This is a genomic window from Variovorax sp. 10N432, assembly GCF_056394465.1.
This window is the reverse complement of sequence record NZ_JBFTHX010000001.1, coordinates 297,153-309,494: the sequence shown is the minus strand read 5'-3', so window position 1 is coordinate 309,494 and position 12,342 is coordinate 297,153. Positions and strand designations below refer to the sequence as shown.

Below are 12,342 nucleotides of genomic sequence, written 5' to 3'. Positions count from 1 at the left end.
CATTCTCATGAATCCCAACGCGGCCCCTGCGGCCGACCCGAACGTGACGCTGCCCGTGAACCCGTCTTCCCCTCGTGCTGTCCATGCCGCCCCCGTGGTGAGCTTCTTCGAGGGCGGCAGCGCCCTCAGCGATTTCCGGGCCCGGCAGCTGCTGCCCCGCCTGCAGGCGGTCGAGCCGCGCATCGAGGGCCTGAGCGCCCGTTTCGTCCACCTGGTGGTCACCGACGATCCCCTCGACCAGGCCGCGAAAGAGCGGTTTGCCGCCCTGCTGGGCTATGGCGAGCCCTTCGTGGCGCCGGCCAAGGCCGGGTCGACGGTGGTGGTCACGCCCCGGCTGGGCACGGTGTCGCCCTGGGCCTCCAAGGCCACCGACATCGCCCACAACTGCGGCCTGGCGCTGCGCCGGGTCGAGCGGGTGACCGAGTACCACCTGGTGCTCAAGGCGCCCCTGCTCGGCAAGGCGCCGGTGCTCGAAGGCGACAAGCTGGCCGCGGTGGCCGACCTGCTGCACGACCGCATGACCGAATCGGTGCTGGCCCGGATCGAGCAGGCGGCCGAGCTGTTCGCCGAACTGCCGCCGCAGCCGATGGCGCAGGTCGACGTCCAGGGCGGCGGACGGGCGGCGCTGGTCGAGGCCAACAGCCGTTTCGGCCTGGCCCTGGCCGAGGACGAGATCGACTACCTGGTCGATGCCTTCACCCGACTGGGCCGCAACCCGAGCGACGTCGAGCTGATGATGTTCGCCCAGGCCAACAGCGAGCACTGCCGTCACAAGATCTTCAACGCCGACTTCGTGATCGACGGCGCGGCGCAGCCGCAGAGCCTGTTCTCGATGATCCGCAACACCGAGCGCCTGAGCCCGCAGCACACGGTGATCGCCTATGCCGACAACGCCTCGGTCATGGAGGGCACGCAGATCGAGCGTTTCGTGGCCGCCTCCGAATCCGGCGGCTACCGCAAGGAAGAGGCGCTGAGCCACGTGCTCATGAAGGTCGAGACCCACAACCATCCGACCGCGATCTCGCCGTTCCCGGGCGCCTCCACCGGCGCCGGCGGCGAAATCCGCGACGAGGGCGCCACCGGGCGCGGCTCCAAGCCGAAGGCCGGCCTGACCGGCTTCACGGTGTCGAAGCTGTGGCCCGCCGAGGGCAGCTACGGCAAGCCCGGCCACATCGCGAGCCCGCTGCAGATCATGACCGAGGGCCCGCTGGGCGGCGCCGCCTTCAACAACGAGTTCGGCCGGCCCAACCTGCTGGGCTACTTCCGCGAGTACGAACAGGCGATCGAAAGCGACCGGGACACGGTCCAGCGCGGCTATCACAAGCCGATCATGATCGCCGGCGGCCTCGGCAGCATCGATGCCGGCCAGACCAGGAAGATCCGTTTTCCCGCCGGCGCGCTGCTGATCCAGCTCGGCGGGCCGGGCATGCGCATCGGGATGGGCGGCAGCGCCGCCAGCTCGATGGCGACCGGGGCCAATGCGGCCGAACTCGACTTCGATTCGGTCCAGCGCGGCAACCCGGAAATCGAGCGCCGGGCGCAGGAAGTCATCAACCATTGCTGGCAGCAGGGCGAGGCCAACCCGATCCTGGCGATCCACGACGTCGGCGCCGGCGGCTTGAGCAACGCCTTCCCCGAGCTGACCAACGACGCCGGCCGCGGCGCGCGCTTCGACCTGCGGGCGGTGCCGCTCGAAGAATCCGGCATGGCGCCCAAGGAGATCTGGTGCAACGAGAGCCAGGAGCGCTACGTGCTGGCGATCGCGCCGGAGTCGCTGGCGCAGTTCCGCGCCTTCTGCGAGCGCGAGCGCTGCCCGTTCTCGGTGGTCGGCGTGGCGACCGAGGAGCGCCAGCTGCTGGTGGCCGACGAAGGCGCCGAGGCGCAGCCGGTCGACATGCCGATGGACGTGCTGCTGGGCAAGCCGCCGAAGATGCTGCGCGACGTTCAGACCGTGGCGCGCAGCTTCAAGCCGCTCGACCTCACGGGCGTCGACCTGCAGCAGGCCGCCATCGACGTGCTGGCGCACCCGACCGTGGCCTCGAAGCGCTTCCTGATCACCATCGGCGACCGCACCGTCGGCGGCCTGAGCCACCGCGACCAGATGGTCGGCCCGTGGCAGGTGCCGGTGGCCGACTGCGCCGTCACGCTGGCCGACTACCGCGGCTTCGCGGGCGAGGCCATGAGCATGGGCGAACGCACGCCGCTGGCCGCGCTCGACGCCCCGGCTTCGGGCCGGATGGCGGTGGCCGAGGCCATCACCAACCTGCTGGCGGCGCCGATCGAACTGTCGCGGGTCAAGCTGTCGGCCAACTGGATGGCCGCCTGCGGCGAGCCCGGCGAGGATGCGGCGCTGTACGAGACCGTCAAGGCCGTCGGCCTCGAGCTCTGCCCGGCGCTCGGCATCTCGATCCCGGTGGGCAAGGATTCGCTGTCGATGCGCACCCAGTGGCAGGACGGCGGCGAGGCGAAGAAGGTCACGTCGCCCGTGAGCCTGATCGTCACCGCCTTCGCCACCTTGGCCGACGTCCGCGGCACGCTGACGCCGCAGCTCGATGCCGACGAGCCCGACAGCACGCTGGTGCTGGTCGACCTGGGCCGCGGCAAGCAGCGCATGGCCGGCAGCATCCTGGCGCAGACGCTGGGCCAGAGCGGCGACACGGTGCCCGACCTCGACGATCCGCAAGACCTGGTGAAGCTGGTCGCCGCGGTCAACGCGCTGCGCGCCGAGGGCAAGATCCTCGCGCTGCACGACCGCAGCGACGGCGGCCTGTTCGCGGCCGCCTGCGAGATGGCCTTCGCCGGCCATGTCGGCGTGGCGCTCAACGTCGATCTGCTGGTCACCGAGGGCGACGGCATCAGCGACAGCCGCGCCGAATACGGCGATGCCAAGAACTGGGCCGGCCAGGTCAGCGCGCGGCGCGAAGAGCTCACGCTCAAGGCGCTCTTCAACGAAGAGCTGGGCCTGCTGCTGCAGGTGCGAACCGCCGAGCGCAACGAGGTCATGCAGACCCTGCGCGCCCACGGGCTCAGCGCCCACAGCCACTTCGTCGGCAAGACCCGGCCGGCCAGTTCGCCGATGGACGCGGGCAAGGGAAAGGTCGAAGTGTGGCGCGACGCCAAGGCCGTCTTCAGCGCCGGCCTCGCCGACCTGCACCAGGTCTGGGATTCGGTCAGCTGGAAGATCTGCCGCGAACGCGACAACCCCGACTGCGCCGATGCCGAACACGCCGCCGCCGGCGATCCGCAGGACCCGGGCGCCCACGTGCTGCTGGCGCCGGGCGCGACCGACGATGTGGCTGCGCCATTCCTCAATCTGGCCCGCCCCAAGGTCGCGATCCTGCGCGAGCAGGGCGTCAACTCGCATGTCGAGATGGCCTACGCCTTCACCGAGGCCGGCTTCGAGGCCTTCGACGTCCACATGACCGACCTGCAGACGGGCAGGGCGGACCTGGCCGACTTCAAGGGCGTGGTCGCCTGCGGCGGCTTCAGCTACGGCGACACGCTGGGCGCGGGCATCGGCTGGGCCCGGAGCATCACCTTCAACCCCAGGCTGGCCGAGCAGTTCAAGGGCTTCTTCGGCCGCGCCGACACCTTCGGCCTGGGCGTGTGCAACGGCTGCCAGATGTTCGCCGAGCTGGCCGACATCATTCCGGGCGCCGAGGCCTGGCCGCGCTTCACGACCAACCAGAGCGAGCGCTTCGAGGCCCGCCTGTCGATGGTCGAGGTGCTCGAATCGCCCAGCCTGTTCTTCGCCGGCATGGCCGGCAGCCGCATGCCGATCGCAGTCGCGCACGGCGAGGGCTACGCCAACTTCAAGCACCGCGGCGACCCGGCCCGGGCGATCGCGGCGATGCGCTTCGTCGACAACCACGGCGAGGCGACCGAGCGCTATCCGTTCAACCCGAACGGCAGCGCCGGCGGCCTGACTTCGGTGACCACCGTCGACGGCCGCTTCACCGCGCTGATGCCGCATCCGGAACGCGTTTTCCGCAACATCCAGATGAGCTGGACCTCGGGCGACCGCAGCGAGCTCAGCCCCTGGATGCGGATCTGGCGCAACGCGCGCAAGTGGGTGGGCTGAGCCCCGTGCTGCGACGTTCGGTGCTCGGCGCCAGCGCCGTGATGGGCGGCGCGCTGCTCGGAAGGATGCCCTTGTCCGGCGCGGCCGAAGCCTTCGGCGCGCTGAAGAAATCGCCGCGCATGCCGCTGCTCTTCGTCGGCCACGGCAGTCCGATGAACGCCATCGGCGACAACGCCTATCGAAGGAGCTGGCAGGCGCTCGGCGCCGAGTTCGGCGCCCGCTACCCGAAGCCGCAGCTCATCCTGTGCGTCTCCGCGCACTGGCTGACGCGGGGAGGCTGGTTCCTTACCGGCATGGCCAGGCCCAAGACCATTCATGACTTCGGCGGCTTTCCCCAGGAGCTGTTCGACCAGCAGTACCCTGCGCCCGGCGCACCCGAAGCGGCAGCGCAGATCGCGCAGGGCGTGCGCCAGCCGCTCAGCGGCGCCGCGCTGGGCCTGGACGAGGCCGAGTGGGGCTTCGACCACGGCACCTGGTCGGTGCTCAAGCCCATGTTCCCGAGCGCCGACATCCCCGTTGTGCAGCTCAGCATGGACTACAGCCGCCCGCCGGCCCAGCACTACCAGCTCGGCCAGCAACTGCGGGCGCTGCGCGAGCGTGGCGTGCTGATCGTCGGCAGCGGCAACATCGTGCACAACCTGGGCGCCACGCGCCGCGACGCCAGCCCAGGCCAGGCCTACGACTGGGCGATCGAGTTCGACCGCATCGTCGGAGAGCAGATCAGGAACGGCGAGCTCGCCGCGCTGCCGCACTTCAAGAGCCTCGGCCCGATCGCGGCGCAGGCCCATCCCACGCACGATCACTACCTGCCGCTGCTGTACGCCGCCGGTGCGGTCGATGGCAAGGAAGCGCCGCGCTTCTTCAACGCCGACTTCCAGTCGGCATCGATCTCGATGCGTTCGGTGGTCTGGGGCTGAAAGCAAAAAGGGCCGGCGAAAGCCCGGCCCTTTTTGGGAAATGCGGCGGAACCGGCCTCGCCGGGCCCGCAGCAATTACTCGACCTTGGCCTTGGCCCGCAGGTCTTCCTGGTACTTCTGCAGCCGCTGCTGCTGCAGCTGCTGCACGACCTGCGGCTTGACCTCTTCGAGCTTCGGCAGCTGCGCCTGGCGGATGTCGTCGACGCGGATGATGTGGTAGCCGAACTGCGACTTGACCGGTGCCGCCGTGGTCTCGCCCTTCTTGAGCTTGATCATGGCTTCCGAGAATTCGGGCACGAAGCTCGCGGGCGCTGCCCAGTCGAGGTCGCCGCCGTTGGCGCCCGAGCCCGGGTCCTTGCTCTGCTTCTTGGCGATGTCCTCGAACTTGGCGCCCTTCTTGAGGTCGGCCAGGATCTTGTTGGCCTGGTCCTCGGTCTCGACCAGGATGTGGCGCGCCTTGTATTCCTTGCCGCTGTTGGCGGCGACGAACTTGTCGTACTCGGCCTGGACGTCGGCGTCGGTCACCGGGTTGTTCTTGCGGTAGTTCTCGAACAGCTGGCGGATCAGGATCGCCTGACGCGCGAGCTCGAGCTGGTTCTTGTAGTCGTCGGTGCCGTCGAGGCCTTGCTTCTGGGCTTCTTGCATGAAGACCTCGCGCGCGACGACTTCCTCGCGCAACTGGCCCTGCATCTCGGGCGTGACCGGGCGGCCGGCGGCCGCGAGTTGCTGGGCCAGCACGTCCATGCGCGCCTTCGGCACGGCCTTGCCGTTCACGATGGCGGCGTTCTGCGCCAGGGCGGCGAACGGAATGGCGCCGACCAGGGTGGCGAGCGCGACGGCCTTGAGGATGTTTTTCTTCATAAGGGGAGGGGGTTGTCGCCGCACGACCGTGCGGGTGATGTGAACGACGCCCTAGAGCGTCTCGATGGCAAGCGCGTGGAGGCCCTGTGCGATGAAAAGTTGCAGCGCATCATACACAAGCCGATGGCGCGCCACGCGGGGCTTGCCGGCGAACAGAGGGGAGGCGATGCGGACCCGGAAATGCGTGCCGTAGCCTTCGGCGCCGGCGCCCGCATGGCCGGCGTGGGCGGCGCTTTCGTCGATCACTTCGAGTGCCGTGGGCTGCAGCGTTTCGCGCAGCCGCGCTTCGAGGTCGCTGGCGGTCGGGAGGCTCATGCTGCGGGCTTGTCCGATTTGAGGTGCGGCGAGATGTAGATCCCCTGCGCGACCAGGAACACGATCGGGAAGACGTAGCCCCAGAGCTTGAAGTTGACCCAGGCCTCGGTCGTGAAGTAGGCCGCGACGTAGCCGTTGAGGACCGCCATGAAGACGCAATAGGCGATCCAGGCGACATTGAGCTTGCCCCAGATCGGGGTCGGAAGCTCGAGTTGCCCGCCCAGCAGCATCTTCAGGAAGTTCTTCTTGAAGCCCCACAGCGCGACCGCCAGCGCGATCGCCATGGCGCCGTACAGCACGGTCGGCTTCCACTTGATGAAGCGGTCGTCGTGCAGCGCCAGCGTGAGCGAGCCGAACAGCAGGATCAGCACCAGCGTCGCCTTCTGCATGGGCTGCAGCCGGCGTTCCATCAACCAGATGATCGCCATCTGCAGCGCGGTGGCGGCCATCAGCACGCCGGTCGCGGTGTAGATGTCGTAGAACTTGAAGGCGCCGAAGAACAGCAGGATCGGGAAGAAGTCGAGGATGAGTTTCATGTTCGGGATCAGTCGGTTTCGCGATCCTTGAACTCGAGCGAGGCCGAATTCATGCAGTAGCGCAGGCCGGTCTCGGTCGGGCCGTCGGGAAACACGTGGCCCAGGTGGGCGCCGCAGTTGGCGCAGACGTTCTCGGTGCGCACCATGCCGTGCGAGCGGTCGACGATGTTGCGGATCGCGCCGGGCACGGCCTCCTGCGAGAAGCTGGGCCAGCCGCAGCCGGCGTCGAATTTGGTGGCCGACTCGAACAGCTTGGCGCCGCAGCAGATGCAATGGTAGGTACCGTCGTCCCAATGGGCTTCGTACTTGCCGGTGAAGGGGCGCTCGGTGGCGGCGTGCCGCGTGACCTCGAAGGCGCCGCGCTCGGCGCCTTTCTCGGCCAGCAGGGCCTTCCATTCGGCATCGGTTTTCTGGACGGGTGAAGTCATGATGAGCAGCTGATTTCGATCGTGGAGGCCCAGTCGGGCGGGAAGCCGGCGAAAGAGTCGTGGCCGGCATGTTCGTCAAATGGGGATTCGAGCAGGCGCAGCAAGGTGGCGACGCCGGAGAAATCCTTTTGCCCGGCGGCTTCGATCGCCTGCTGGCCCAAGTGGTTCCGCAGGACGAATTTCGGATTGCTGCGCAGCATCCGGGCGGCGGTGTCCGCGGCCGGCGTGCCGGCACGGCGCCCGGCATAGGTCTGCAGCCAGGCATCGAAACCGGGCCGGTCGACAAACAGGTCGCGCACCGGCTCGACATCGCCGCTGGCCACGCCATGGGAGAGCCGGCGCCAGAAGATCGTGTAGTCGACCTTTTCCTGGGCCAGCAGTTTCAGCACGCCTTCGATCAAGGCGCGGTCGCCCTCGGCGGCCTCGGCGAGGCCCAGCTTGGCCCGCATCCGGGCCTCGAACTCGCGCGGGAACACGGTCTTGTACGACTCCAGCGCGGCGACCGCCACCTCCTGGTCGCCGATCAAGGGGAGCAGCGCCTGGGCCAGGCAGAACAGGTTCCAGTAGGCGACGTTGGGCTGCTGGTTGAAGGCGTAGCGGCCGGAGGTGTCGCTGTGGTTGCAGATGTGGCGTGGGTCGAAGCCGTCCAGGAACTGGAACGGCCCGTAGTCGATCGTGAGCCCGAGGATGCTCATGTTGTCGGTGTTCATCACGCCGTGACAGAAGCCGACCGCCTGCCATTGGGCCAGCAGGGCGGCGGTGCGTTCGCTGACCGCCTCGAGCAGTGCGGCATAGGGGTTGCCGCCGAAGCTGGGGCTGACGCGGCACTCCGGGTAGTAGCGGTCGATCACGTAGTCGGCCAGGGCGCGCAGTTCGTCTTCGCGCTGGTTGGCGGCGAAATGCTCGAAGTGGCCGAAGCGGATGAAGCTGGGTGCGACCCGCGTCACGACGGCGGCGGTTTCGAGTTCTTCGCGGCGTACCCGGGCGTCGGAGCCGGTCACGCACAAGGCCCGCGTGGTCGGGATGCCCAGGCCGTGCATGGCCTCGCTGCAGAGGAATTCGCGGATGCTGGAGCGCAGCACCGCCCGGCCGTCGCCCATGCGGGAGTAGGGCGTCGGGCCGGCGCCCTTGAGTTGCACCTCGAGCCCCCCGGCGGTTTCACCCAGGAAGATCGCTCGGCCATCGCCGAGCTGTCCGGCCCAGACGCCGAACTGATGGCCGCTGTAGACGCTGGCGAACGGGCGGGTGCCGGCGACTGGCGAATTGCCGACAAAGGCGGCCAGGCCTTCGTCGGATTGCAGCCAGGACGGGTCCAGGCCGAGATCGCCTGCCACGCGGGCGCTGGCGCCGACCCAGTAGGGATCGGGCAGGGGACGGGGCTGGAGTTCGGTGAAGAAGGCGGGGCCCAGCGCCGAAAAGCCCGGGGCCCAGCGCAGACCCAGGTCGACCAGGTCCGCTTCGTCTGCAAGCATGCTCATGAGGGCGATTGTCCTGCAGCGGGCGAGACCCCGGACGGGTGAGGCCATCCCGGGGCACACGAAGTCAGTTAAAGTATCTACATTGTCGATACATGGAGGTGTCATGCACGTGGTCATCAAGAAATGGGGCAACAGCGCCTCGGTCCGCCTTCCGGCGTCCGTGATGAAGTCGCTCAATCTGCAACTCGATCAGACAGTCGATGTGCGTGACGAAGGCGGACGGATCGTGATCGAGCCGGTGCGCCATGCGGTCGACCTGGCGGAACTGCTTGCCGCCATCACGCCCGAGAACCTGCACGGCGAGGCCGAGTTCGGTCCGGTCGTGGGCAAGGAATGGTGATGGCGAGCCGCTACGTTCCCGAAGCCGGGGACATCGTGTGGCTGCAGTTCGATCCGCAGGCCGGGCACGAGCAGTCGGGCCACAGGGCTGCGCTGGTACTGAGCCCGGCCGCCTACAACGGCAAGACCGGCCTGATGCTGTGCTGCCCCATGACGACGCAGATCAAGGGCTATCCCTTCGAGGTCCCGATCGCCGGCAGCCGGGCGACCGCGGTTCTCTCAGACCAGGTCAAAAGCCTGGATTGGAAAGTTCGCCGGGCGACTCGGAAGGGGCAGGTTTCAACGGGGGAGCTGTCGGATGTCAGGGCCAGGATCCTGGCGCTGGTCGGAAAGCCCTGAGGTGCCAACGCGCTGCGCTCAGGTGCGCACCATGCCGCCATCGACACATCGCGCCCGGTACTGCGCCGGCGGCAGCCCGAACCAGCGCTTGCACGCCCTGAAAAAGTTGCTGCTGTCGACGAAGCCGAGCAGGTCGGCCACATCGGTCAGCGTATGGCGCCGGTCGGCCAGGTACTGCTGGGCCAACTCACGCCGGGTCTGGTCGAGCAGCGCCTGGTAGGAACTCGATTCGGCCTGCAGCCGGCGCTGCAGGGTGCGCTCGGTGACGCCGAGCCCGGCGGCCACATCCTGCCGGCGCGGCTCGCCCGCGGGCAGCCGGCGCGCGATCTCGGCGCAGACCCGCCGGCTGATCGTGCTGTCGGCCAGGGTGATCAGCTGCTCGTCGAGCAGGCGCTCGTGCAGCGCCGCCAGTGCCGGGTGCTGCGAAGGGATCGCCGCGCGCATGTCGGCATCGGCCAGCAGCAGCCGGTTGGCGGCGGCGCCGAAGCGGATCGCGCAGCCGAAGGCGGCCCGGTGCGGCGCGTCGCTCGGCGGTGCCGGGTACACGAACTCGACCGCCAGCGGCCGCAGCTCGCGCCGAGTCAGCCAGCCGCACAGCACCAGCATGGTCAGCATCCCGTACTCGACGCGCTGGCGCGGCACCGGCCGACGGCTGCCGACGTGGCCGAGCACCAGCCAGTGGCCGCGTGCCTCGGGCTCGAGCTCGAAGGTGGCGGCGTCCGAGACCACCGCCAGGTAGCGTGCCAGGCGTTCCAGGCCGGCGTGCAGATGCGGGCTGCAGGTCATCGCGTGACCCAGCGTGTCGAGATTGCCGTGGCGGGCGGCCAGTTCGCGCGAAAGGCCCAGCGTGGCCTTGCCGGAGCGGGCCACGGCCAACTGCCACAGCTGGCTGATGTCGTCGGCCGGAAAGCGGGCCTCGGGCCGTTCGAGCCCGGTGGCGTCGAAGCCGCAGTCGCGCAGCAGGGACGGCACATCGAGCCCTTCGGCCGCGAACATGTCGAGCACGCCTCGCAGCCAGGCGCCCGAACTGGTGCGCAGCGGGGCCGCGGGGGGCGCAGGTCGCACTGATTCCGATGCTCGCGTCTCTGAAGTCACTGGTTTGGCGCGCTTGCGATAGCAGGCATGGGGCGGGTCGTTCCTAGAATTTTTCGGGGCTCGCGAAGAAGCCCAGAAGTATCGCGGCCGGTCCCGGCCGCGCGCATTCCGGATAACCCGACGAGGAGACAAGACATGACCACGACAAGCCGGAAATGGGGCGCGGGATTGGTGCTACTGTGCGCCATGATCGCCGCTTGCGGCGGATCGTCCGATCCCACTTTCAGCGTTCCGCCGCCCGCGGCGGCCACCACCCCGACCATGACGCCGACGACCTCGACCACCGTTCCCGCGACACCGCCCGCCGAAGCCCCCACGGTGCGCACCACCGCCCAGGGCAAGGTCGAAGGGGTCGACGACAGCGCCCACTCGGGCACCTGGTCCTGGAAGGGCCTGCCGTTTGCCCGGCCGCCGGTCGGCGCGCTGCGCTGGCGGGCCCCGGCCGAGCCCGAAGCCTGGGTTGGCATCCGACCGGCCAAGCAGTTCGGCAACCCCTGCCTGCAGAACGGCCGCCTTTACGGCCCCGGCGCCAACAACACCTACGACGCCACGATCGCCACCACCTTGAACACCCCGGTCGGCAGCGAGGATTGCCTGACGCTCAACATCTGGCGTCCGGCTAGCACCGACGAGAAGCTGCCGGTGCTGCTCTTCATCCACGGCGGCAGCAACATCTCGGGCTACACGGCCGACCCGGTCTACGACGGCGGCAATCTGGCGAAGAAGGCCAACGCGGTGATCGTCACGGCCAACTACCGCCTGGGCGTGCTCGGCTTCCTGAACCTGCCGCAACTGCACGTGGGCGGCACCGAAGGCGACGATTCGGGCAATTTCGCGTTGCTCGACAACCTGGCGGCGTTGCGCTACGTCCAGAAGAACATCGCCGGCTTCGGCGGCGACGCCAGCAACGTCACGGTGATGGGGCAGTCGGCCGGCGCGATCAACCTGCTGGCCCTGATGGCGTCGCCGATGGCCAAGGGACTGTTCCACAAGGCGATGCCGCTGTCGGGCGGCATCTCGCTGGCGACCAACCTGCCGCCCGGCAGCCTGCCGACCTTGAACCCGGCGTCGACCTACCTCGCACAGGGCAATGGCCTGCTGCTGAACCTGCTGGTGGCGGATGGCAAGGCGGCCGACCTGGCTGCTGCCGCGACCTACGCCGCCGGGATGAGCCCGGCCGACGTCGCCGACTACCTGCGCGCCAAGGACGCCAGGACGATCCTCGGCATCGTGCTCGCCAAGGGCCTGACCGGCTCGGGCCCGATCCCGGACGGCACGGTCCTGCCGACCGACCCGATCGCGGCGATGGCCGCCGGGCGGTACCTGAAGGTGCCGACCGTGGTCGGCGTCACGCGCGACGAGGGCAAGCTCTTCACGCCCTTCCTGCCGCTGGTCGGCGGCCCCAAGCCCGGCCTCAAGATCGACGATGCGACGCGCTTCACGATGATGCAGAACTTCAACCCGGACGCTGCCACCACGCTGAATTCAGCCGACATCATCGACCCGGCCTACCTGCCGGTGACGACGCCGGTCACGGGCTACGACGCGATGACCGCACGCATCACCAACGCCTTCATGGTGCCGAGCCGCGACAACCTGCTGAACACCCTGAAGACGCAGCAGTCGGACCTGTGGCACTACCAGTTCGACTGGGCCCAGCTGCCGCCGCCCTGGAACGAGGTCTACGGCGCGGCGCATGCCTTCGACCTGGGCTTCGTGTTCGGCAATTTCGGGCCGTCGCTGTTCTCCAACGCGAGCTTCAGCGCCGCCAACCGGCCGGGCAGGGAGGCGCTGTCCAACGCCATGATGGGCAGCATCGCCGCCTTCATGCGCAGCGGCGACCCGAACAGCGCGGCACTGGGCACGACCTGGACGCCGTGGCCCTCGCGGCTGCTGCTCGACGCCACCCCCGGCGCGGCCAGCATCTCGACCCAATAGCCGGCCGTTCGCAGC

The 12,342-nt window shown here is 68.9% G+C and carries 11 protein-coding genes; 5 read left to right on the top strand and 6 right to left on the bottom strand.

What is annotated here, in order from left to right:
- The first annotated feature begins 7 nt into the window (after nucleotides 1-7).
- Nucleotides 8-4,081, top strand: coding sequence for a phosphoribosylformylglycinamidine synthase (purL, locus tag AC1DF3_RS01495; RefSeq protein ID WP_478138645.1), 4,074 nt, complete (start codon nucleotides 8-10; stop codon nucleotides 4,079-4,081).
- Nucleotides 4,082-4,146: 65 nt separating this feature from the next.
- A complete protein-coding gene (gene ygiD / locus AC1DF3_RS01490) occupies nucleotides 4,147-4,998 on the top strand; it encodes a 4,5-DOPA-extradiol-dioxygenase (RefSeq protein ID WP_478138713.1) in 852 nt (283 codons plus the stop codon).
- A 75-nt stretch (nucleotides 4,999-5,073) separates the two neighbouring features.
- Here the strand turns inward: ygiD and AC1DF3_RS01485 are convergent, their stop codons facing one another.
- From AC1DF3_RS01485 to AC1DF3_RS01465, 5 genes are read right to left on the bottom strand one after another with little or no spacing between them, the layout of a single operon-like run.
- Nucleotides 5,074-5,859, bottom strand: a complete 786-nt coding sequence (locus tag AC1DF3_RS01485; protein WP_286531936.1) for a foldase protein PrsA — start codon at nucleotides 5,857-5,859, stop codon at nucleotides 5,074-5,076.
- 51 nt (nucleotides 5,860-5,910) lie between these two features.
- Entirely contained in the window at nucleotides 5,911-6,174 is a 264-nt protein-coding gene (locus AC1DF3_RS01480) for a BolA family protein (RefSeq protein ID WP_286527636.1), read from the bottom strand.
- Entirely contained in the window at nucleotides 6,171-6,710 is a 540-nt protein-coding gene (locus AC1DF3_RS01475) for a septation protein A (RefSeq protein ID WP_286531935.1), read from the bottom strand. The genes AC1DF3_RS01480 and AC1DF3_RS01475 overlap by 4 nt, the downstream gene beginning before the upstream one ends.
- Nucleotides 6,711-6,718: 8 nt before the next feature.
- Nucleotides 6,719-7,138 carry a peptide-methionine (R)-S-oxide reductase MsrB gene (gene msrB / locus AC1DF3_RS01470; RefSeq protein WP_478138644.1) on the bottom strand — a complete coding sequence of 140 codons (420 nt, stop codon included), beginning with the start codon at nucleotides 7,136-7,138 and terminating at the stop codon, nucleotides 6,719-6,721.
- On the bottom strand, nucleotides 7,135-8,616 hold the full coding sequence (locus tag AC1DF3_RS01465) for a protein adenylyltransferase SelO (RefSeq protein ID WP_478138643.1): 1,482 nt from the start codon (nucleotides 8,614-8,616) through the stop codon (nucleotides 7,135-7,137). The genes msrB and AC1DF3_RS01465 overlap by 4 nt, the downstream gene beginning before the upstream one ends.
- 103 nt (nucleotides 8,617-8,719) lie before the next feature.
- Here AC1DF3_RS01465 and AC1DF3_RS01460 point away from each other — a divergent pair, with 103 nt between their 5' ends.
- Both AC1DF3_RS01460 and mazF read left to right on the top strand, forming a co-directional pair.
- A complete protein-coding gene (locus AC1DF3_RS01460; protein ID WP_286531933.1) occupies nucleotides 8,720-8,956 on the top strand; it encodes an AbrB/MazE/SpoVT family DNA-binding domain-containing protein in 237 nt (78 codons plus the stop codon).
- The gene (mazF, locus tag AC1DF3_RS01455; RefSeq protein WP_478138642.1) at nucleotides 8,956-9,294 is read left to right on the top strand and encodes an endoribonuclease MazF; all 339 of its coding nucleotides are present in this window, start codon (nucleotides 8,956-8,958) and stop codon (nucleotides 9,292-9,294) included. Before AC1DF3_RS01460 ends, mazF begins: the two co-directional genes overlap by 1 nt.
- Nucleotides 9,295-9,312: 18 nt before the next feature.
- On the opposite strand, the gene AC1DF3_RS01450 is transcribed toward mazF, so the two are convergent.
- Nucleotides 9,313-10,290 (bottom strand): AraC family transcriptional regulator, encoded by a 978-nt coding sequence (locus tag AC1DF3_RS01450; protein WP_478138712.1) that lies wholly within the window; start codon nucleotides 10,288-10,290, stop codon nucleotides 9,313-9,315.
- A gap of 234 nt (nucleotides 10,291-10,524) precedes the next feature.
- On the opposite strand from AC1DF3_RS01450, the gene AC1DF3_RS01445 reads away from it, so the two are divergent.
- A complete protein-coding gene (locus tag AC1DF3_RS01445) occupies nucleotides 10,525-12,327 on the top strand; it encodes a carboxylesterase/lipase family protein (protein WP_478138641.1) in 1,803 nt (600 codons plus the stop codon).
- Nucleotides 12,328-12,342 lie beyond the last annotated feature (15 nt).

Bases quoted from the DNA above. Each gene is read 5' to 3' on its own strand.
- AC1DF3_RS01465 (WP_478138643.1), bottom strand. From the start codon at position 8,616: ATGAGCATGCTTGCAGACGAAGCGGACCTGGTCGACCTGGGTCTGCGC.
- AC1DF3_RS01485 (WP_286531936.1), bottom strand. From the start codon at position 5,859: ATGAAGAAAAACATCCTCAAGGCCGTCGCGCTCGCCACCCTGGTCGGC.
- ygiD (WP_478138713.1), top strand. From the start codon at position 4,147: ATGCCCTTGTCCGGCGCGGCCGAAGCCTTCGGCGCGCTGAAGAAATCG.
- AC1DF3_RS01480 (WP_286527636.1), bottom strand. From the start codon at position 6,174: ATGAGCCTCCCGACCGCCAGCGACCTCGAAGCGCGGCTGCGCGAAACG.
- AC1DF3_RS01460 (WP_286531933.1), top strand. From the start codon at position 8,720: ATGCACGTGGTCATCAAGAAATGGGGCAACAGCGCCTCGGTCCGCCTT.
- msrB (WP_478138644.1), bottom strand. From the start codon at position 7,138: ATGACTTCACCCGTCCAGAAAACCGATGCCGAATGGAAGGCCCTGCTG.
- purL (WP_478138645.1), top strand. From the start codon at position 8: ATGAATCCCAACGCGGCCCCTGCGGCCGACCCGAACGTGACGCTGCCC.
- mazF (WP_478138642.1), top strand. From the start codon at position 8,956: ATGGCGAGCCGCTACGTTCCCGAAGCCGGGGACATCGTGTGGCTGCAG.
- AC1DF3_RS01450 (WP_478138712.1), bottom strand. From the start codon at position 10,290: ATGTTCGCGGCCGAAGGGCTCGATGTGCCGTCCCTGCTGCGCGACTGC.
- AC1DF3_RS01475 (WP_286531935.1), bottom strand. From the start codon at position 6,710: ATGAAACTCATCCTCGACTTCTTCCCGATCCTGCTGTTCTTCGGCGCC.
- AC1DF3_RS01445 (WP_478138641.1), top strand. From the start codon at position 10,525: ATGACCACGACAAGCCGGAAATGGGGCGCGGGATTGGTGCTACTGTGC.